The 20,124-nt window shown below is 59.2% G+C and carries 20 protein-coding genes and 1 pseudogene; 8 read left to right on the forward strand and 13 right to left on the reverse strand.

Translation table 11 applies throughout. The features are described from left to right. Nucleotides 1–5: 5 nt before the first annotated feature. Nucleotides 6–3,140, forward strand: a complete 3,135-nt coding sequence (locus ACJBF3_RS16460; protein WP_045325575.1) for an efflux RND transporter permease subunit — start codon at nt 6–8, stop codon at nt 3,138–3,140. Here ACJBF3_RS16460 and ACJBF3_RS16465 read toward each other — a convergent pair. Further along, nucleotides 3,091–4,212, reverse strand: coding sequence for a YbdK family carboxylate-amine ligase (locus tag ACJBF3_RS16465; RefSeq protein WP_045325578.1), 1,122 nt, complete (start codon nt 4,210–4,212; stop codon nt 3,091–3,093). The genes ACJBF3_RS16460 and ACJBF3_RS16465 overlap by 50 nt on opposite strands. Before the next feature lie 106 nt (nt 4,213–4,318). Between ACJBF3_RS16465 and ACJBF3_RS16470 the strand changes: the two genes are divergently transcribed. Beyond that, nucleotides 4,319–5,209 carry an oxidoreductase gene (locus ACJBF3_RS16470; RefSeq protein ID WP_045325580.1) on the forward strand — a complete coding sequence of 297 codons (891 nt, stop codon included), beginning with the start codon at nt 4,319–4,321 and terminating at the stop codon, nt 5,207–5,209. A gap of 53 nt (nt 5,210–5,262) precedes the next feature. Here the strand turns inward: ACJBF3_RS16470 and ACJBF3_RS16475 are convergent, their stop codons facing one another. The 3 genes from ACJBF3_RS16475 to ACJBF3_RS16485 are packed head-to-tail and all read right to left on the reverse strand — an operon-like array spanning nt 5,263 to nt 6,552. Next, nucleotides 5,263–5,697: a hypothetical protein gene (locus tag ACJBF3_RS16475; RefSeq protein ID WP_045325583.1), complete on the reverse strand. Its 435-nt coding sequence runs from the start codon at nt 5,695–5,697 to the stop codon at nt 5,263–5,265. Further along, complete coding sequence (locus ACJBF3_RS16480) at nt 5,694–6,050, reverse strand: tlde1 domain-containing protein (RefSeq protein ID WP_045325586.1); 357 nt, start codon at nt 6,048–6,050, stop codon at nt 5,694–5,696. Before ACJBF3_RS16480 ends, ACJBF3_RS16475 begins: the two co-directional genes overlap by 4 nt. Before the next feature lie 10 nt (nt 6,051–6,060). Then, entirely contained in the window at nt 6,061–6,552 is a 492-nt protein-coding gene (locus ACJBF3_RS16485) for an Hcp family type VI secretion system effector (RefSeq protein ID WP_406545231.1), read from the reverse strand. A 448-nt stretch (nt 6,553–7,000) separates the two neighbouring features. On the opposite strand from ACJBF3_RS16485, the pseudogene ACJBF3_RS16490 reads away from it, so the two are divergent. Continuing rightward, a pseudogene (locus tag ACJBF3_RS16490) lies at nt 7,001–7,153 on the forward strand (ketopantoate reductase C-terminal domain-containing protein); the annotation flags it as partial. 52 nt (nt 7,154–7,205) lie between these two features. Here ACJBF3_RS16490 and ACJBF3_RS16495 read toward each other — a convergent pair. Beyond that, complete coding sequence (locus ACJBF3_RS16495; RefSeq protein ID WP_045325591.1) at nt 7,206–7,625, reverse strand: type II toxin-antitoxin system HigA family antitoxin; 420 nt, start codon at nt 7,623–7,625, stop codon at nt 7,206–7,208. Further along, nucleotides 7,622–7,933, reverse strand: coding sequence for a type II toxin-antitoxin system HigB family toxin (locus ACJBF3_RS16500; protein ID WP_045325593.1), 312 nt, complete (start codon nt 7,931–7,933; stop codon nt 7,622–7,624). The genes ACJBF3_RS16495 and ACJBF3_RS16500 overlap by 4 nt, the downstream gene beginning before the upstream one ends. A 421-nt stretch (nt 7,934–8,354) precedes the next feature. On the opposite strand from ACJBF3_RS16500, the gene ACJBF3_RS16505 reads away from it, so the two are divergent. Then, nucleotides 8,355–9,002: an EcsC family protein gene (locus tag ACJBF3_RS16505; protein ID WP_045325595.1), complete on the forward strand. Its 648-nt coding sequence runs from the start codon at nt 8,355–8,357 to the stop codon at nt 9,000–9,002. Between the two features lie 205 nt (nt 9,003–9,207). Here the strand turns inward: ACJBF3_RS16505 and ACJBF3_RS16510 are convergent, their stop codons facing one another. Both ACJBF3_RS16510 and ACJBF3_RS16515 read right to left on the reverse strand, forming a co-directional pair. Then, nucleotides 9,208–9,663, reverse strand: coding sequence for a hypothetical protein (locus tag ACJBF3_RS16510; RefSeq protein ID WP_045325596.1), 456 nt, complete (start codon nt 9,661–9,663; stop codon nt 9,208–9,210). Between the two features lie 283 nt (nt 9,664–9,946). Beyond that, complete coding sequence (locus tag ACJBF3_RS16515) at nt 9,947–10,828, reverse strand: LysR family transcriptional regulator (RefSeq protein ID WP_045325597.1); 882 nt, start codon at nt 10,826–10,828, stop codon at nt 9,947–9,949. A 105-nt stretch (nt 10,829–10,933) separates the two neighbouring features. Here ACJBF3_RS16515 and budA point away from each other — a divergent pair, with 105 nt between their 5' ends. The 4 genes from budA to ACJBF3_RS16535 all read left to right on the forward strand — a co-directional run bounded on the left by budA (nt 10,934) and on the right by ACJBF3_RS16535 (nt 14,802). Further along, nucleotides 10,934–11,713 (forward strand): acetolactate decarboxylase, encoded by a 780-nt coding sequence (gene budA / locus ACJBF3_RS16520; RefSeq protein ID WP_045325599.1) that lies wholly within the window; start codon nt 10,934–10,936, stop codon nt 11,711–11,713. Further along, nucleotides 11,685–13,406, forward strand: a complete 1,722-nt coding sequence (gene alsS, locus ACJBF3_RS16525; RefSeq protein ID WP_201746445.1) for an acetolactate synthase AlsS — start codon at nt 11,685–11,687, stop codon at nt 13,404–13,406. Before budA ends, alsS begins: the two co-directional genes overlap by 29 nt. 20 nt (nt 13,407–13,426) lie before the next feature. Continuing rightward, on the forward strand, nt 13,427–14,197 hold the full coding sequence (locus tag ACJBF3_RS16530; protein ID WP_045325603.1) for a (S)-acetoin forming diacetyl reductase: 771 nt from the start codon (nt 13,427–13,429) through the stop codon (nt 14,195–14,197). Nucleotides 14,198–14,328: 131 nt separating this feature from the next. Further along, on the forward strand, nt 14,329–14,802 hold the full coding sequence (locus ACJBF3_RS16535; protein WP_045325604.1) for a cold-shock protein: 474 nt from the start codon (nt 14,329–14,331) through the stop codon (nt 14,800–14,802). A gap of 52 nt (nt 14,803–14,854) precedes the next feature. Here ACJBF3_RS16535 and ACJBF3_RS16540 read toward each other — a convergent pair whose 3' ends face one another. From ACJBF3_RS16540 to ACJBF3_RS16560, 5 genes are all read right to left on the reverse strand, one after another. Continuing rightward, the gene (locus ACJBF3_RS16540; protein WP_045325606.1) at nt 14,855–15,559 is read right to left on the reverse strand and encodes an ABC transporter ATP-binding protein; all 705 of its coding nucleotides are present in this window, start codon (nt 15,557–15,559) and stop codon (nt 14,855–14,857) included. After that, a complete protein-coding gene (locus ACJBF3_RS16545; protein ID WP_045325608.1) occupies nt 15,546–16,382 on the reverse strand; it encodes an ABC transporter ATP-binding protein in 837 nt (278 codons plus the stop codon). The genes ACJBF3_RS16540 and ACJBF3_RS16545 overlap by 14 nt, the downstream gene beginning before the upstream one ends. Further along, nucleotides 16,375–17,208 (reverse strand): ABC transporter permease, encoded by an 834-nt coding sequence (locus ACJBF3_RS16550; RefSeq protein ID WP_045325609.1) that lies wholly within the window; start codon nt 17,206–17,208, stop codon nt 16,375–16,377. Before ACJBF3_RS16550 ends, ACJBF3_RS16545 begins: the two co-directional genes overlap by 8 nt. After that, nucleotides 17,208–18,221 carry an ABC transporter permease gene (locus ACJBF3_RS16555; protein WP_045325611.1) on the reverse strand — a complete coding sequence of 338 codons (1,014 nt, stop codon included), beginning with the start codon at nt 18,219–18,221 and terminating at the stop codon, nt 17,208–17,210. The genes ACJBF3_RS16550 and ACJBF3_RS16555 overlap by 1 nt, the downstream gene beginning before the upstream one ends. A gap of 97 nt (nt 18,222–18,318) precedes the next feature. Beyond that, nucleotides 18,319–19,887, reverse strand: coding sequence for an ABC transporter substrate-binding protein (locus tag ACJBF3_RS16560; protein ID WP_045325612.1), 1,569 nt, complete (start codon nt 19,885–19,887; stop codon nt 18,319–18,321). Between the last annotated feature and the right edge of the window lie 237 nt (nt 19,888–20,124).

The raw sequence follows: 20,124 nt of genomic DNA on the forward strand, positions 1-20,124 counted from the left end.
CCATCATGCTGACGTTTTTCATCAAACGCCCGCGCTTCGCGATGGTGATTGCGCTGGTCATCACCCTGCTGGGAGCCATCGCGCTGAAGATTATCCCGGTAGAGCAGTATCCGCAGATCGCGCCGCCGGTGGTGAACGTCTCGGCCAGCTGGCCGGGCGCCAGTTCGGCCGACGTGGCGGAGGCCATCGCCACGCCGCTGGAGACCCAGCTGAACGGCGTGGATCATATGCTGTACATGGAGTCCACCAGCTCGGACGAAGGCTCTTATAGCCTGAACATCACCTTCGCGGCGGGCACCGATCCGGACCTCGCCGCCATCGACGTGCAAAACCGCGTGGCGCAGGCCGTGGCGCAGCTCCCGACCGAGGCGCAGCAAAACGGCGTGCAGGTGCGCAAGCGCGCCACCAACCTGATGATGGGCGTAAGCCTTTACTCACCGAATAAGACCCACACGCCGCTGTTCGTCAGCAACTACGCCAGCACCCAGGTGCGCGAGGCGCTGTCGCGTCTGCCGGGCATCGGGCAGGTGCAGATGTTTGGCGCGCGCGATTACAGCATGCGCATCTGGCTGCGTCCGGACCGCATGAACGCCCTCAACGTCACTACCGATGACGTGGCGCAGGCGCTGCGCGAGCAGAACGTGCAGGGCGCGGCAGGCCAGGTCGGCACGCCGCCGGTGTTTAACGGCCAGCAGCAGACTTTGACCATCAACGGGCTGGGGCGCTTAAGCCAGGCCGAAGACTTTGCCGACATCATTATCCGCGCGGGTGAGATGGGCCAGCTTGTTCGCCTGAAGGACGTGGCGACAATCGAACTTGGCTCGCGCAGCTACAGCTCCGGCGCGCAGCTGAACGGGCACGACTCCGGCTACCTCGGCATCTATCCGACGCCGTCCGCCAACGCCCTGCGCGTGGCCGACGCGGTGCGCGCGGAGCTGGACCACCTCTCGACGCGCTTCCCGGACGATCTGGTTTACGAGGTGAAATTCGACACCACCGCCTTTGTGGCCGCCACCATTAAAGAGATCGGCGTCTCGCTGGCGCTGACGATGCTGGCGGTGGTGGTCGTGGTGTCCCTGTTCCTGCAAAGCTGGCGTGCGACGCTGATCGTCGCACTCGCCATTCCGGTGTCGCTGGTGGGCACCTTTGCGGTGCTCAATACGCTCGGCTACTCCGCCAACACGCTGAGCCTGTTCGCCATTATTCTGGCGCTCACCATGGTGGTGGATGACGCCATCGTGGTGGTGGAAAGCGTTGAAACGCTGATGGCGGAAGGGCAGAGCCGCACGGCGGCGACCGCGCTGGCCTTGCGCCAGATTGCCGGGCCGGTGATCGCGACGACGCTGGTGCTGCTGGCGGTGTTTGTGCCGGTGGCGCTGCTGCCGGGCATTGTCGGCGAGCTGTACCGCCAGTTCGCGGTGACGCTTTCCACGGCGGTCACGCTTTCAAGCCTGGTGGCGCTCACCCTGACGCCCGCCCTGTGCGCGATGCTGCTGCGTCCGCGCCCGGAGAAGCCTGCGGCCGTTTATCGCGCCTTTAACCGCGGGCTGGACGCCACGCGCAATCGCTATAGCCGGATCGTGAGCGTATTCACCCTGCGCCCGTGGCTGGCGCTGCTGGCTACCGCAGGCGCGGCGGCAGTCGTCCTGTTCAGCTTTACGTCAATGCCAAAAGGCTTCCTGCCGCAGGAGGATCAGGGCTACTTCTTCGCCAGCGTTCAGCTGCCTGAAGCGGCCTCGCTGGAGCGTACCGAAGCGGTAATGACCAAAGCGCGCGCGCTGATCGCCAACAATCCGGCGGTGGAGGACGTGATACAGGTCTCCGGGTTTAACATCCTCAACGGCACCAGCGCGTCCAACGGCGGGTTTATCTCCATCATGCTCAAAGACTGGAGCGAGCGTCCGCCGCTGGACGAGGTGATGGGCACCCTGCAGCGTCAGCTGCTGGCCCTGCCGGAAGCTACCATCATGACCTTCGCGCCGCCGACGCTGCCGGGGCTTGGCAACGCCTCCGGCTTCGACCTGCGTATCCAGGCACTGGTGGGGCAAAGCCCGGCGGAGCTTGAGCTCGTCACGCGCGGGGTGCTGATGAAGGCCAACCAGCACCCGCAGCTGAGCCGCGTGTTCACCACCTGGAGCAGCAGCGTGCCGCAGCTGACCCTGACCGTTGACCGCGAGCGCGCTGCCCGCCTCGACGTGCCGGTGTCGCGCATCTTCAGCAGCCTGCAAACCGCCTTCGGCGGCACGCGCGCCGGGGATTTCAGCATCAACAACCGCGTCTACCACGTGGTGATGCAAAACGAGATGCAGTGGCGCGAGCGCGCCGAGCAAATCAGCGAGCTGTTCGTGCGCAGCAACAGCGGCGAGCGGGTACGCCTGAGCAACCTCGTCACCATTACGCCGGGCGTTGGCGCGCCGTTCCTGCAGCAGTACAACCAGTTCCCGTCCGTGTCGGTGAGCGGCTCTGCCGCGCCTGGCGTGAGCAGCAGCACCGCGATGGCGGCGATGGCTGAGATTCTGGCGGAGAGCCTGCCTGCCGGGTACGACTACGCCTGGAGCGGCATGTCGTATCAGGAGCAGCAGACCGGCAACCAGGCGATGTGGATCGTGCTGGCGGCGGTGGTGATGGCGTGGCTGTTTCTCGTCGCCCAGTACGAGAGCTGGACGCTCCCGGCGAGCGTCATGCTTTCGGTGCTGTTTGCCATCGGCGGGGCGCTGGTCTGGCTGTGGACGGCGGGCTACGCCAACGACGTGTACGTGCAGATTGGTCTGGTATTGCTGATCGCACTCGCGGCCAAAAACGCGATTCTCATCGTAGAGTTCGCCCGCGCGCGGCGCATGGACGGGATGACGATTGCCGATGCCGCGCGGGAAGGGGCGTCGCGCCGCTTCCGCGCGGTGATGATGACCGCCGTGTCGTTCATTATCGGCGTCCTGCCGATGATGCTGGCGACTGGCGCAGGAGCCCAGAGCCGACGGATTATCGGCACCACGGTGTTCAGCGGCATGCTGGTGGCGACCGTGGTGGGGATTGTGTTCATTCCCGCGCTGTTCGTGCTGTTCCAGCGCCTGCGCGAGTGGGGCCACGGCCTTACGGACTCGTCGCCCACAGCTCGCAGTGCTTCTGAACCAGAGAAATAAGCGAGCCGCCGTCGGCGATAAAGTCCCGCATGCGCTGCGCCTCGCTCTTGCCCTGCTTTAACAGCAGGGCAATTTCATTGATTGCGCTTGTCGCGCCGAGCTTCTCGGCCGACGGCGCAACCTGCTCCAGCAGCCAGGCGATATCTTCCGCCACGGTTTTGTGCTCGCCGGTGTGCACGTCCGTCAGGATCCCCTCCAGCCCGTAGCGGCAGGCCTGAAAACGGTTAAAACGGTAGAGCAGAAAATCCCGTTCCTGATGCTTATAGGGCCGCGCGGTCAGCAGCCAGTGCGACGTGGCCTGGATCAGCCCGGCGATGTTAATCGCGTGACCGAGCGTCAGCGGCGTATCCATCACCCGCACCTCCACGGTGCCAAAGTGCGGGCTGGGGCGGATGTCCCAGTGCAGATCCTTAATGCTGTCGATCATGCTGGTAGCGCTGAGGCGGCGGAACAGCCCCTCGAACTCCTGCCAGCTGTTGACCCACGGCATCAGGCCGTTATCCGGGAATCCGGAGAAGATGTTGAGCCGCGACGAGGCGAACTTCGTGTCCGTGCCCTGCATATAGGGCGACGCGGCGGCGAGGGCGATAAGGTGCGGCACGAAACGCGACAGGCCGTGCGCCAGGTAAATGGCGTCGTCCCCGGTCCGGCAGCCGACGTGCACGTGCTGGCCAAAGACCGTTGCCTGCAAAATCAGGTAGCCAAAGCGCTCCAGCGTGACGTTATAGCGCTCGTCATCGCACACCTCCTGTCGCTGCCACTTCTGGAACGGGTGCGTCCCGCCGCCGCAGATTTGGATATGCTGCTCCGCCGCCGCGCGCAGGATGCTCTGCTGCATCACCGAGAACTGCGCCGCCGCCTGGTCGATGGTCTGGCACACGCCGGTGGCGATTTCGAGCATGCTTTCGGTGATGTCGTGTTTGACCTCGCCGCCTTTGATGTCGTCCTTAACGGCGGCGATGAGTGCGGAGGAGTCCTGGCTCAGATCGTAGCCCGGCGGGTTAACCACCTGCAGTTCGAGTTCGATGCCGAGGGTAAACGGTTCAGAGGACTTGAAATCGGGTAAAGGCATGGCGCACTCCGTTGTCAGTTGTGTGTTGAGTATAGACAACGACGTGGCGCTCACTTTTCAGGGTGGTATAACTGTTAGCAGGCTTAGCGAAAAGGGGGAGTTAATCATGTCTGACAATCCAGTGATTGCGCTGATAGGTCCCGGTGCGATTGGGACCACCATTGCCGCGGTGCTGCATGACGCGGGCCGCACGCCGCTGCTGTGCGGACGTACCGCACATCCGGAATTACGCTTACGTTATGACGAGGGCGAAACGGTGGTACCCGGTCCGGTATTAACCGATCCTGCCGCCATTACGCGTCCCGCCGATCTGGTTTTTATCGCGGTAAAAACGACGCAAAATGCCGACAGCGCCGGATGGCTGCGCGCCCTGTGCGATGAGAACACCGTGGTCTGCGCCCTGCAAAACGGCGTTGAGCAAAAAGCCCAGCTTGAGCCTTTGGTCAACGGTGCGACGGTGCTGCCGTCGGTGGTGTGGTTCCCGGCACAGCGCGAGCCGGATGCCTCCGTCTGGCTGCGGGCGAAGCCGCGCCTGACGCTGCCGGACGTAACGCAGGCGCAGCGGGTGGTTGAGGCGCTTCGCGGTACGCGCTGTGAAGTGGAACTCTCGACCGATTTCGCCACCGTCGCCTGGCGCAAGCTGCTGCAAAACGCGGTTGCGGGGCTGATGGTGCTCGCCAACCGCCGCGCAGGCATGTTCAGGCGCGAGGACATCAGCGAGCTTGCGCTCACCTATCTGCGCGAGGGGCTTACCGTCGCCCGCGCCGAGGGGGCGAGGCTTGACGATGCGGTGGCCGATGAGATTCTGGCGAACTTTCAGCGTGCGCCTGAGGACCTCGGCACGTCGATTCTCGCCGACCGTCAGGCGGATCGCCCGATGGAGTGGGATATCCGCAACGGCGCGATCCAGCGCTACGGGCGCAGGCACGGCATTGCGGTGCCCATCAGCGACGTGGTGGTGCCGCTGCTGGCGGCGGGAAGCGAGGGGCCGGGGTGAGCCAGGGTCTGGGGTGAAGGAAAGACCCGGCCGTTGTGCGCCGGGTAGCGTCTCTACTTAGCCTGACGGGCTTTCTCTGCTTTCAACTCTTCCATGGTTGCCTCCAGGATCCAGAGGCACTGAGCACCGTCAAACGTTTCCAGCAGCGCTTGGCGGGTACGCTGATAGAACGCGTCGATTTCTTTGGGGGATTTCTCTAAAGGCGGCGTGCAGACAATATCGCTGCCTACCATGTGCGGCCACTTTCCGGCGTCAATGGTGCGGAGCGCTTTCAGCGTTGCGTTCGTATTTGTTATGAGCGCTGCGGCTAAGGCGTCCTCCAGCTGTTGCGCCTGCTTGACGTCAGCCGTAGCAGACAGGGTAGGAGCTTGCTCAATCCAGTGTGCATCACCAGAGGCGATTCCATTAAGTGCTGATGACCAGTCAGTGCTGGCTGCAATGGCTGGGACGGTAAGCGCACATAGCAGGGGTACGATAGGGTATTTCATCGCACGACCTCAAGGTCACCGCCGTCACGAAGGATTTTACGCCTCGTTGACAGTGAGAGAATGATGCAACCCTCTGATGCAAACCCGGCTGGACCATACTTGTGGTCACCATGAATGCGGAATTCTGAGCGACCAAAACTCTCTCCGGAGGTTTGCTCAAGGATGATTGTAATTGGTCCTTTTGAATTCGAATGACCCGCGATTTTATATGTCCCGCGAGGCAGTGGCCCCAGCCCCTTTACATGCTGACGGTCCGGGTTGTTTTTATTCGTAAGAGCACCGGAATATCCGGTTTCAATTAATTTGCCGTCTTTATACATCTTGCCGGTAGACTGCTCATACTTCCATACCATAACGTTCTCCTTATGCCGTTTTGCGATCATTCCAGCTATCAGAATGCATGATGTTACCGTCGACATAGCGCCAGGTAATTTTTTCATACAGCAGTTCTACCAGCTCAAGATGGTTATGTTTCTCATAGTCAGGATCTTTGATATCAAGCATCATTGGACAGACGCTGGCGATCGTCACTCCTTCCATAAAGGTGGAAAAATATTCTACTTCCTGACCGGCATCGTTGATACGGTAAAACTTCACCTCCGCGGATTTTAGCTTCTGGCCTGTACTGACTGCCTTGTACAAATAGGGGCTGGAGGCGTCGATCTCTTTATCGAAAGAATAAGGGGAATGGACGCGAAGACTTGTTGCTTTGCCGTTATTCTTGTCCATGGGTTGCATTACGCCGTGGTTCAGTGCGATTAACTCAATACTTCCTTCACGGCCATGTATATCGACAGACCCTTTGATGTCGGTACCACCGTCGTCTTTGAGCCATAAATAAGCGGGAATAGCCATTTGTTTAAAACTCCATTTAAGAAAATCCTGAAAAAATCTTTTGGTTAAGTTGGTTAAGTAACCATGGTGACGCTAGCGCTTATAAAGTGGGTCGTCAATATTTGTACGATTTGGATATGAAATGAACTGCATTTTCGTTGATATAAATTAAGAAAATGTGGGATCTTACGGTTTGAAACTGGATTATTTATTAATGATTAATGCCGTGGTTTTACTTAAGGATTAATTAAGTGAATATTGATTGAAAGTCTAATAAATATTTGGGCTGTTATTAGGTTTATATCTATTTAACGATTTATTAGTTGGTAAAAGCTCATAACGGTTCGTCAGAATACCCGCAAATTCCTGACGACATGCCTGAAACGGTTAAAGAGGTTAAGCAGAAAATCCTACTTCCGATGCTTAATATGGCCGCCTGGTTAGCTGCCAGTGCAGATCTTTAATGCTGTCGTTCCTGGCCGACCTTCAGGCGGATCGCCCGATGGAGTGGGATATCCGCAACGGCGTTATCCAGCGCCACGGCCGCAAACACGGCATTGCGGTGCCCATCAGCGACGTGGAGGTACCGCTGCTGGCGGCGGGGAGCGAGGGGCTGGTGTGAGTTGAATAGCAGTTTTAAAATGAGAGGAGGCGGTACGGATAGAAATCTCGCATCATTTCCCCACAAACGCGCTCACTGGCAAATCAAAACGCCTCGCCAGCGCCCGCATATGTTCCAGCGTTAACGTGCGCTGTCCGTTGAGGACCCGACTCACCAGAGACTTCTTGCCAATCTCATTTTCGAAGTCGCTCTGAGTGAGTTGGTACTGATCCATCAGCGTTCGCAATAACGCAACGCCAGACGGAATGCTGGCAACGCGCGCGTTAAATTCTGCAAACTCCGCAGACTCATTTTCGTATTTATCGATTTTGGCAGTGAGCATCTCTACAAGCGGGCTATCGGGGTCGTGTTCGAGCAGGTACTCCACCAGCGCCAGTGCATCCTCGTAATCTTGTCGCGACGGGCTTGAACCCAGGAAAGGGAGCTCGTTTGTCAGCGCGTGTGCCGCTTTGATGGCTGCTGCATAATTCATTCTTTTGTTCTCCGGTAGAGGTCCGTGAGCTTGTCATACTCTGCGTGCGTGCTGATGTGTTTGATGAAGATCTTTCCCCGCTCAAAATCAGCAAAAAACATCACTCTTAAATGCCCGCCCCCGACATCAATGACCCACCATTTTTCCCGGTATTTCATCCGATCCAGGCTGGGAAAGCGCTTTCGCATGTCGTCTGGTGACGAGTAATGTTCTTTCTTGAGCACCCGGTAAAGATCCTCCAGGGCTAGTGCTTGATTGGGAAAATGTCTGGTCGCCATGTCGAAAGGCGCTCTTGAGACTACATGCATCCTTGCCCCTTGTTTCCAGGATGGAAACATTATAGATGATGGTTGGTGGGTTGACAATGTGGAAACTATGATGAATTCTCGGTTTCCACCTGCTCATGAGAATGGCACCCGTTAATTGAGTTCAAAGACTTTAAGAGGTGGTGGTGAGAGATTAAAGGGGCTTGGGGGCTGGATTTTGGATATTTTTTTGATTTGCGTAGCGTTTTCAGGAATGGGGCTGAGAAGGATTGTAGTGGGTGATAGCTTGCTTATTTTAGTATATGGATGTGTGAGAAAGATGGTTCTTCTTTGTGCCATCGGCGGACATGACGACTATGGAACAGTACTAAAAAAGATGACCTAAAGTTAATTTAGATTAAAGAAAATTATGTGAAGGTCGATAATTATGTAACTTTTCACTTTGATTTAACAGGACTTATAAATGGCTGAAATGCTTAACGAAGGCAAGATCATGCAAGCCCTTAATTGGGCCTACGATAAAGCTTTGGATGGTACGATTCCTGGAACAGATTCATCTTATGATATGGCTGAAAACTACCTGAAAGGAACAGATAACTTAGAGGCCAAGGTTAACTCACTTATCAGATGGCAAAATACGAAATCTGCCACTACTGGGTTCGTATCCGGACTTGGAGGGATTATAACTATGCCCGTTGCAATTCCAGCAAGTATTGCAACTGTGATTTATGTCCAGATTCGTATGATAACAGCAATCGCTATTATGGGAGGTTATGATGTTAAAGATGATCGTGTTAAAGCGCTCGTTTACTCATGCCTCGCTGGCAATGCTGCAAAAGATATTCTTAAAGGAACAGGAATAATTATTGGTTCAAAAATGTCTACGCAGTTAATTAAAAGTATATCTAGAGAGACGATTGTCGCTATCAATAAGCGGGTTGGCTTTAGACTTCTCACTAAATTTGGTGAAAAAGGGGCGATCAACTTAGGTAAAATGATACCACTTGTTGGTGGCGTTATTGGAGGGACATTCGATGGTATTTCAACGAATATAGTTGGGAATATTGCCAGAAGAACCTTCATTGAAGGGAGCGCTGTAACCGAATTATAAGGGGCGCTGTTCATTTAGCATCCAACGTGTAACCTGTTTTGGATGTCTAAGACATATCAATCTGTTGTTGCGTGGAATCGACCCTTACCGACATTAACGTTAGTATCTTGTACGTTATTCGCTCATTAGGGGCAAACATTGCACTGAACGCAAGGCCGGAATCCTGCTTTTTACCCAGCAGAATCCCGGCCTCCCATCACCCGCCTCAATGTGCCGAAATATAAGGTTCCTTCACAAACTCCGCCAGCAGCCAGACCATATCATGCAGCAGCCCGGTTAGCTCTTTCGCCACGCTCGCAGGCAATGTTCCTCCCATTACGGCCAGCGTTAACGCCACGGCATAGTCAACTTGTAGCGTCGTCTCCTGCCAGCAGTCGGGCACGCAGGAGGTGATTTTTTCACCTGCGATCAACTGTTCAACCAGATACGGCGGAAGCTCCGAGTCACAGCATTCCCGCAGTCGCTTCAGCGCCGCCAGCAATCGCTTGCAAAGCGTGGAAAACGTCACGGTATCGTCCGTTTCTACCAGCACGCTCACGCAGGCGGCACAAGCATCGGCCAGTTCAAAGAGATTCGCAGAATCGCAAATGGATGTATTAATGAGATGATGAACAGCACTTTCCTCAGAAAGCGCGTATGAAAAAACAGGGTTAGTCGCCATTTAGCATCCTCGTTGTGCAAAAAAGTGTCATGTTATGCTAACGGGTTCCTACGCCCGGTTACGGATGTGCCGCAACGCAGGCACTTTAAAACCGCGAAGAAGGGATGAAAAGAGATAACCCTGAATTACATAAGGTTGCTTGCAGGTTTGCGAGGCGGCTTCCAGAACGGCATTGCCGGGTGGCGGCTACGCCTTACCCGGCCTACAAAACCGCCAACCAACCTGCCCGCGACACGAACCGTAGGCCCGCGCAAGCGCAGCGCCGCCGGGCACAGCCGCACCGCTACTCCTCACTCATCATCGTCAAAAATCGCTTCACCGTCCGCGAGCGCTCAAACCGCCGCCAGCAAAGCGCGATATCGGTGTAAAGCTCCGGTGAACTCAGCGTGTGATAGGTGACGTTCGGCGGAGAAATGGCCGCCATGGATTTTGGCACCAGCGCGAAGCCGCCGCCGGCGGAAACCATGCTCAGGGAGGAGGAAAGCTGCGACGACTGCAGCGCGTGCTGCACGTCAATCCCGGCCCGTTCGCAGCAGCCGTGAACCCGTTCGTACAGGCCCGGCGCGACCTCCTGCGGGAACAGCACCACGGGCGTATCACGCAGCTGCTCTAACGCCAGCGCATCGCACGCCGCCAGCGGATGATCGCGATGCAGCGCCACCACCATCGGCTCCCGGTCGAGGATTTTTAACTCGAATGCCTTGCTGCTCTCGCACGGCAGGCGCACGAAGGCGATATCCAGCTCGCCCTCCGCCAGCATCGTCGTCAGCGACGACATATTGGCTTCGACCTGGTGAACCTGCACCGCCATGTTCTGCACCTGAAACTGGCGAATCAGCGCGAAAATTTTGGGATGGAAAGCGTCGGAGCTGGTGATGCCTATCGACAGGTTGCCGTTCAGCCCGCGCGCGATGCCGCGGGCCTTTTCCAGCGCGGCATCGCTCAGCGCCAGAATTTTGCAGGCATCTTCATAGAAGGCTTCTCCCGCTTCGGTCAGCTCCACGCCCCGCGTCAGGCGTCTGAACAGCGGGGTACCCACTTCCTCTTCGAGCCGTTTGATCTGCTGACTCAGAGGAGGCTGTGAAATACCCAGCGCTTCGGCCGCCCTGGTGAAGTGTCGCTCCCGTGCAACCGCAACAAAATACCGCAGATAACGAAGTTCCATATCTAAAACGTCTCAAACCAGCATGGTTTCTATATTGGAACTCTCTGCTGAATCGGGTCAACATTTATTTAACCTTTCTAAATAAAGTTGAAGAGGACGAGCACGATGATGCATTCATCTGCCTGCGACTGTGAGGCCAGCCTGTGCGAGACCCTGCGCGGGTTCTCCGCCCAGCATCCTGACAGCGTGATCTATCAGACATCGCTAATGAGCGCCCTGCTAAGCGGCGTGTACGAGGGGGAAACCACCATCGCCGATCTGCTGGCACACGGTGATTTTGGTCTGGGCACCTTCAACGAGCTGGACGGCGAAATGATTGCCTTCAGCAGCCAGGTGTACCAGCTGCGCGCCGACGGCAGCGCCCGGGCCGCGAAGCCGGAGCAGAAAACGCCGTTCGCAGTGATGACCTGGTTCCAGCCGCAGTACCGTAAAACCTTCGACGCGCCGGTCAGCCGTCAGCAGATCCACGACGCGATCGACCAGCAGATCCCCTCCGATAACCTGTTCTGCGCGCTGCGTATCGACGGCACTTTCCGCCACGCCCATACCCGCACCGTACCGCGCCAGAAGCCGCCGTACCGCGCGATGACCGACGTGCTGGACGACCAGCCGGTGTTCCGCTTCAACCAGCGCGAAGGGGTGCTGGTCGGGTTCCGTACGCCGCAGCATATGCAGGGCATTAACGTGGCCGGCTATCACGAGCATTTCATCACCGACGACCGTCAGGGCGGGGGACACCTGCTCGACTACCAGCTGGAGAGCGGCGTGCTCACCTTCGGTGAAATTCACAAGCTGATGATTGACCTGCCCGCCGACAGCGCGTTCTTACAGGCCAACCTTCACCCCAGCAATCTGGATGCCGCGATCCGTTCCGTCGAAAACTAACAGGAGAACTACCGTGAACAGTGAGAAACAGTCGCGTCAGTGGGCGCACGGCGCCGATATGGTTGTCGGCCAGCTGGAAGCGCAGGGCGTGAAGCAGGTGTTCGGCATCCCGGGTGCGAAAATCGACAAGGTTTTTGACTCCCTGCTGGACTCCTCCATCGACATTATTCCGGTGCGTCACGAAGCGAACGCGGCGTTTATGGCGGCTGCGGTAGGGCGATTGACCGGCAAAGCCGGGGTGGCGCTGGTGACCTCCGGTCCAGGCTGTTCCAACCTGATCACCGGCATCGCCACCGCCAACAGCGAGGGCGACCCGGTGGTGGCGCTGGGCGGGGCGGTCAAACGCGCGGATAAAGCGAAGCTGGTTCACCAGAGCATGGACACCGTCGCCATGTTCAGCCCGGTGACTAAATACGCCGTGGAGGTCAGCTCGCCGGACGCGATTGCCGAGGTGGTATCGAACGCGTTTCGCGCCGCCGAGCACGGCAGGCCCGGGGGGGCATTTGTCAGCCTGCCGCAGGATATCGTCGACCAGCCTGCGACGGGGGCGATTTTGCCCGCCAGCGGCGCGGCGCGGATGGGCCCGGCACCCGAGTCAGCGATTAACGACGTGGCGAAGCTTATCGAAAAGGCCGAAAACCCGGTCATTTTACTCGGCCTGATGGCCAGCCAGCCCGCGAACAGCGCCGCGCTGCGCAAGCTGCTGGAGAAAAGCCGCATTCCGGTGACCAGCACCTATCAGGCCGCCGGGGCGGTGAACCAGGAGCACTTCACCCGCTTCGCCGGACGCGTCGGTCTGTTCAATAACCAGGCGGGCGACCGGCTGCTGCATCTGGCGGATCTGATTATCTGCATCGGCTACAGCCCGGTGGAATACGAGCCGTCCATGTGGAACAGCGGCGACGCGACGCTGGTGCACATTGACGTGCTGCCTGCCTATGAAGAGCGCAACTACGTGCCGGATCTCGAGCTGGTGGGGGACATCGCCGAAACGCTGAACCTGCTTGCAAACCGCATCGAGCATAAGCTGGCGCTGAGCCCGCGGGCCTCTGAAATCCTGGTCGATCGCCAGCATCAGCGGGATCTGCTCGATCGCCGCGGCGCCTCGCTCAACCAGTTTGCCCTACACCCGCTGCGCATCGTGCGCGCCATGCAGGACATCGTCAATAACGACGTCACCCTGACCGTGGATATGGGCAGCTTCCACATCTGGATCGCCCGCTACCTCTACAGCTTCCGGGCGCGTCAGGTGATGATCTCCAACGGCCAGCAGACCATGGGCGTCGCGCTGCCGTGGGCGATTGGTGCCTGGCTGGTCAATCCGGGCCGCAAGGTGGTGTCGGTCTCCGGTGACGGCGGCTTCCTGCAGTCGAGCATGGAGCTGGAAACCGCGGTGCGCCTCAACGCCAACGTGCTGCACATCATCTGGGTGGATAACGGCTACAACATGGTGGCGATTCAGGAAGAGAAAAAATACCAGCGCCTATCCGGCGTGGAGTTCGGCCCGGTTGATTTTAAAGTCTATGCCGACGCCTTCGGCGCGAAAGGCTTTGCCGTGGAGAGCGCCGAGGCGCTGGAACCGACGCTGCGCGCGGCGATGGATGTGGACGGGCCTGCCGTGGTGGCGATCCCCGTCGACTACAGCGATAACCCGCTGCTGATGGGCCAGCTCCATCTCAGCCAGATTTTGTGACTTAACATAAGGACAGAGAAATGCAAAAAGTTGCTCTCGTAACCGGCTCAGGCCAGGGGATTGGTAAAGCGATCGCGCTTCGTCTGGTGAAAGATGGCTTTGCCGTCGCTATCGCCGACTATAACGCGGAGACGGCCAGAGCCGTCGCCGATGAAATCATCCGCAACGGCGGCAAGGCCGTCGCCGTGAAGGTCGATGTCTCTGACCGCGAGCAGGTGTTTGCGGCGGTTGAGAAGGCCCGCACCGCGCTGGGCGGCTTTAACGTGATCGTCAACAACGCCGGGGTCGCGCCGTCCACGCCGATCGAATCCATCACGCCGGAGATTGTCGACAAGGTCTACAACATCAACGTGAAAGGGGTGATCTGGGGCATTCAGGCCGCGATCGACGCGTTTCGCAAAGAGGGGCACGGCGGCAAGATCATCAACGCCTGCTCCCAGGCGGGCCACACCGGCAACCCGGAACTGGCGGTGTACAGCTCCAGCAAGTTCGCGGTGCGCGGCTTAACCCAGACCGCAGCGCGAGACCTTGCCCCGCTGGGGATCACCGTTAACGCCTACTGCCCGGGCATCGTTAAAACGCCAATGTGGGCGGAGATCGACCGTCAGGTTTCCGAGGCGGCGGGTAAACCGCTCGGCTACGGGACCGAAACCTTCGCCAAACGCATTACGCTTGGCCGCCTGTCCGAGCCGGAAGATGTCGCCGCCTGCGTTTCATACCTCGCCGGACCGGATTCCGACTACATGACCGGCCAGTCGCTCTTAATTGATGGTGGGATGGTGTTCAACTAAATTCTAATAAGTTCTGACATGAGTTTTCCCCTGCCCCCGTGCAGGGGCTTTTTTTTGTCTCCTCCGCCATTGTGCATTACACTGCGCGCTGCAAAACTTTAGTCATTACGATCTGACAGGCGGTAACAGCGATGAACGGTACAATCACAACGTGGTTTAAAGATAAAGGCTTTGGATTTATCAAAGATGAAAACGGCGACAACCGCTATTTTCACGTGATTAAGGTCGCGAACCCCGATCTGATTAAAAAAGATGCCGCGGTGACCTTTGAGCCGACCACCAACAATAAAGGCCTTTCCGCCTATGCGGTGAAGGTGATCCCCGAAAGCAAGCACCTCTATATTGCGGGCGAGCGCGTGAAGCTCACCTCGATTAAATCCTTCGTGGTGTTTACCGAAGAAGAACCGGTCGATACCAAAATCGACAAAGAGAACGCCGTGCTGTCGGTGGGGCTGCTGATGAACAGCATCAAGCCAAAATCTGACAAAAAGCCGGGCGAAATGCGCACGGTGAAGAAGCTGGCGATCACCACCTTCCAGAATACAACGCTGATCTTTACCGAAGATGAGATCGACATTGATGCCACGGTGAAGCTGCTGAAGTGATTTTTTGCCGGGTGGCGGCTTCGCCTTACCCGGCCTACGAAATCCGCACGGTTTACCCCATCCTGTGCTCGCCCCGCACCATCGCCTCACGATCGAACACCTTCTGAATCTCCCCGTGCGCCATAAACGCCGCCCGGTCGGACATATGGGCAATCACGTCCGCATCGTGGCTCACCAGCAGATAGGTCATCTCGTGCTCGGCCTTCAGGCGGTTGAGCAGGTTCAGGATCTCCGCCTGCACGGACATATCCAGCGCCGAGGTGGGTTCATCCAGCAGCAGAAGCTGCGGGCGCAGCAGCAGCGCCCGGGCAATCGCCACGCGCTGGCGCTGGCCGCCGGAAAGCTGGTGCGGGTAGCGCCTGCCCGCGTCGGCGGAAAGCCCCACCTGCTGCAGCGCATCCGCTACCTTTTCGGCAACCTGCGTTTCGCCGTGGATGCTTAACGGCTCCGACAGCGTGCGCGCAACGGTGTGGTTCGGATGTAGCGACGCCCACGGGTCCTGAAACACCATCTGCACGTTGCGGCGCAGCGCGCCTTCAAAACGCCGTCCGGGGCGTAACGCTTCCCCCAGTATCGAAATCGTGCCGTTCCACTCGCGCTGCAGCCCCGCCAGCACGCGCAGCAGGGTCGATTTGCCGCAGCCGGATTCACCCATCAGGCTGAAGGTTTCGCCTTTCTCAATGGCAAAGCTGGCGGCTGAGACCGCCGTTTTTTCCCCGAAGGTGACCTGAACCCGGTTAACCTCAACGAGCGCCATCGTTGGCCTCCTTCCACGGCTGCGAACGGTCGAGCGTTGGCAGCATCTGTCCATAGGTACTGGCGTCTGGACGACAGGTCCACAGGGTGCGCGTGTACGGATGCGTCGCCTGCGGGAGCTGGCTCGCCGCCATCTCGTCAACTTTCTCTCCCTGATACATCACCAGCACGCGGTCGCAGTGTGCCGCCACCAGCGGCAGATCGTGGCTGATTAACAGCATCGCCATCTGACGTTCTTCACACTGCTGCACCAGCAGTTCGAGGATCTGGTTGCGCAGGCGGGCGTCCAGCGCGGAGGTCGGTTCGTCGGCAATCAGCACCTGCGGGTTGTTGACGAGCGCCATCGCGATCATCACCCGCTGGCCCATGCCCCCGGAGAGTTCGCCGGGGTAGCGCTGGAGGACATGTTCGCTCAGCCCGACGGCGCGGATGACGTCATGAACGCGCGCCAGACGTTCCGCGCGGGGCAGGCGCTGATGCAGGGTAAGCGCCTCATCTAGCTGGGCGGCGACGTTTTTCGCCGGATTAAGCGCGTAGCGCGGGTCCTGCAGGACCATCGCGATCCCGTTGCCGCGCAGCGCCTGCCAGCGGCGGGCGTTCAGGGTCAGCAGGTCGTTGCCGAGCACGTGGAGTCGTTTTGCGCTCACGACGCCGGGTTTACGCACCAGCCCTATCAGGGCGCGGGCGGACATCGACTTGCCCGAGCCGGATTCCCCGACCAGCGCCAGCCGCTCGTTGCCAAGCGTAAAGCTCAGGTTGTTGACCACGCGCGCGGCGGGGTAGTCGATATTCAGCGCATCGACGATAACGCGGGGTTCAGTCATGATGTGGCTCCAGTACGTCGCGCAGGCCATCGCCCAGCAGGTTAAAGGCCAGGCTGGCAAACAGAATGGCTCCGCCCGGAATAGCGGCAATCCACCACTGGTCGAAAATCACCTGCATGCCGTCGGCGATCATCGCTCCCCATTCGGCCATGGGGGGACGGGCGCCAAGGCCGAGGAAGCCGAGACCGGCGGCGGCCAGAATAATCCCCGCCAGATCCAGCGCCAGCCGCACAATCGCGGAGGGCAGGCACAGGGGCAGAATATGGCCGACCAGCAGGCGCGGGCCGCGAATGCCCATCATCTCGGCGGCCGCCAGGTAATCGCTGTGGCGCAGACGCTGAATCTCGCTCCGCGCCTGCCGCGCGTAGGCGGGCCAGGTGGTTAAGGCCAGCGCCAGCGCGCCGTTGACCAGCCCGGGGCCGAGCATCGCCACAAACGCGAAGGCGAGGATCAGGCGCGGCATCGACATCACCACGTCGGTAAAGCGCATCAGGATGCGCTCCAGCCAGCCGCCGTAGTAGCCGGACAAAATCCCCACCAGCAGCCCGGCGGGCAGGGTAATTACGGTGACTAAGGCCACCAGCCCGAGCGCCGGACGGGTGCCGTAAATCAGGCGCGAGAGCAGGTCGCGCCCGTAGCTGTCGGTGCCCAGCCAGTGCTGGCCGTTCGGGGCCTGCAGGCGCGCGGCGGCGTCCTGCCAGTTCGGGTCAAGCGGCGCGAGCCACGGCGCGAACAGGGCGATACCCCCCAGCAGCGCGATGGCAACCAGCCCGCACAGCGCGGCGGGGGAGCGGCGCAGGCGGCGTAAGAAAAGATAAAACGGCATCAGCGCACCCTGGGGTCGGTCGCCCGCACGAGCAGGTCGGTAAGGTTATTGATCAGCACAAAGCAGACGCCAATCAGCAGCGTGCCGCCCATGACGGCGGTGGTGTCGCCGGCGAACAGGGCGGTGGTGAGGTAGCGCCCGATCCCCGGCCAGGAGAAGACGGTTTCGGTCAGCACCGCGCCCTCCAGCATGCTGGTGTAGGCGAGGGCGATCACCGTCAGCAGGGTGCCGCGAATGTTCGGCAGCACGTGGCGCAGCAGGATTGTCATCTCCCCGGCCCCCTTGGCGCGGGCAAGCAGGATGTACTCTTTGTTCATTTCGCTCAGGCAGGCGGAGCGCGTCAGCCGGGTGATGCTTGCCAGCGAGTAATAGGCCAGCAGCAGCACCGGCAGCACCAGGTGGCTGACGGCGTTGCGGAACGCCTCGCGATCGCCGGAAAGCCAGGTATCCACCAGCGCAAAGCCGGTGCGCGGCTCGACGGTAAACTGCCAGACATCGTCCAGCCTGCCGGGGCCCGCGCTCCACTGTAGCTTCGCGTAGAACAGGGCCAGCATCAGCAGGCCGAGCCAGAAAATCGGCACCGAGTTGCCGAGCAGGGTGAGCGTTCTGATCGCTAAATCGAGCGGCGAACCGGCGTAGCGGGCGCACAGCACGCCTGCCATCACGCCGAGCACGGCGCCGATGATTAAGGCCAGCGTCGCCAGCTCCAGCGTGGCGGGGAAGGCGTGCAGCAGGTCATGCAGCACCGGCTGCCCGGTGGCGCTGGCGGTGCCTAAATCGCCGTGGGCAAGATTTTGCAGGTAGTGCCAGAACTGCACGGGCAGGGGCCGGTCCAGCCCAAGCTGGTGGCGAACCTGATCGTAGGTGGACTGGCTGGCGTGATCCCCGACGATCTGCAGCACGCGATCGACCGGCGAAAACGCCGAGAGCGCAAACGTGACGAGCAGCAGCCCGAAGAGCGTGAGCAGGAGGGTCAGCAGTCCCTGCAACACGCGGGTGGAAAGATGTGGCATGGGATATCTCTTCATGCCGGGTGGCGGCTTCGCCTTACCCGGCCTACAAAACCGAGAACACAGGCCGGGTAAGCGTAGCGCCACCCGGCAACAAGGGCTACTTCGTGACGCGGTCGTACCAGACCATATCCGCGTTCAGCCCCTGCTGATACCCCTTCACGTTATCGCGCACCACGATCTGGGTTTTGCCCTGATCGACGAACACGTACGGCGAGCTCTGCTGCAGCTGTTCCTGCATCTTCTTGTACAGGTCCAGACGCTTCGCCGGATCCGGCTCGGCGACCGCCGCCAGCGTGGACTTGTTCAGCTCCGGAATTTTCCAGCCGTTCAGACCGGCCACGGTGCTGGATTTACCGTCGTTCCACGCGAAGGCGCTGGCGTTAGAGTGCGCATCGAAGTAGTCCGGGATCCACAGCCGAATTGCCGCCTGATGCTGCTTTGCGCGAACGCGGGCATAAACCTGGCTCCCGGCGGCAGGCAGCAGATCCACCTTCACGCCGCCCTGAGCAAAGCTCGCCTGCATCGACTGGGCGATGGTGATAAACGGCGGCTTGTTCTCCACGTCCAGCGTAAAGTGCGCGTCCTTAATGCCCGCTTTGGCGAGAATGGCTTTCGCTTTTTCCGGGTCAAACTTGAATGGATTGTCCTCCAGCGCGCCCGGCAGCCCCACCGGCAGGAAGCTCTGATGAACAAAGTACTGGCCTTTCAGCAGGTTTTTAGTGATGCCGTCATAATCGACCAGCCAGCGCGAGGCCTCCCAGAACGCCGGGTTGCTCAGCAGCGGGTTGGCGCTGTTGCCGGTGTTAAACACCAGGTAATTTTGCTCGGCGGACGGAATGCTCAGCACCTTCACGCCCGGCTTGCCGTCCAGGGCGCTAATCTGATCTGCACCCAGATCGCGCGCCACGTCCGCATCACCCTGCTGGATCAGCAGGCGGCGCGATGCCGGATCGGGGACGTTTTTAATGATGATGCTTTTAAGCTTCGGCGCGCCGCCGGGGGCTGACTCGTTGGCTTCCAGCACGATGGCCTGATGCGGCTGATAGACGCGCATTTTGAACGCGCCGCTGCCTGCCGAGTGCATTTTCAGCCAGGCGTTGCCGAAGTCGTTATCCTTCACGTTTGCCGCGACCTGCTTTTCATCGACGATGGAGGCAATCGGCGTGGAAAGGATATTCAGCGCCACCGACGGGCTAACGTCCGCCGTCCAGTGCAGCTGAAGGGTATGGTCGTCCACCTTTTTCAGCTGGCTGGCGATGTTGCTCGCGTCCCAGCCCAGCACGTTAAGGATAAAAGCCGGGGATTTGTTCAGCGTTACGGCGCGGGTATAAGAAAAAATCACGTCTTCCGGGCGCAGCGGGTTGCCGGAGGCGAATTTGGCATCGGGCTTAAGCTTGATGGTCAGGGTTTTTGCTGCCGCGTCCGCTTTCCAGCTTTCCGCCAGAATCGGGGTGATTTTTTCCGGATTATCGCGGTCCGGCTGTACCAGGCGCTGATACAGGCTCGGCACGGTCTGGATGCTGGAAAGCTCGTTAGCTTCTGCCGGGTCGAGGCTTACGATGTCATCAAGCCCCTGGGCAACCACCAGCGTGTTGGGTGGAGTAGCGGCGTGGGCTGCGCCTGAGAGCGCGGCCAGCACCAGTAACGGCAACAGTTTTTTCGTCATAGCGATCCCTGAGAAGAATATATTGTGATGGTTTTATGCTCCGCTACGTTAGGGCGACTGTGACATTCCGCAAAGTCGAAATTCAGCTTTGCTTATGCCATCCGGGAATATCGCATGCGCTCTGGCTATGAAAATGCGCGGCTTTTCGCCCGCTATAACGAACGGCTTTTTATTTTTGGCGGCGGAGAATTTCGACCGCTAAGGGCGGCAGATAAAGCGGCTTGAGGCGTTTCGGTT

The organism is Enterobacter sp. PP-008-ECC_S150 (assembly GCF_045257065.1).
GTDB classification, from domain to species: Bacteria; Pseudomonadota; Gammaproteobacteria; order Enterobacterales; family Enterobacteriaceae; genus Enterobacter; species Enterobacter chengduensis.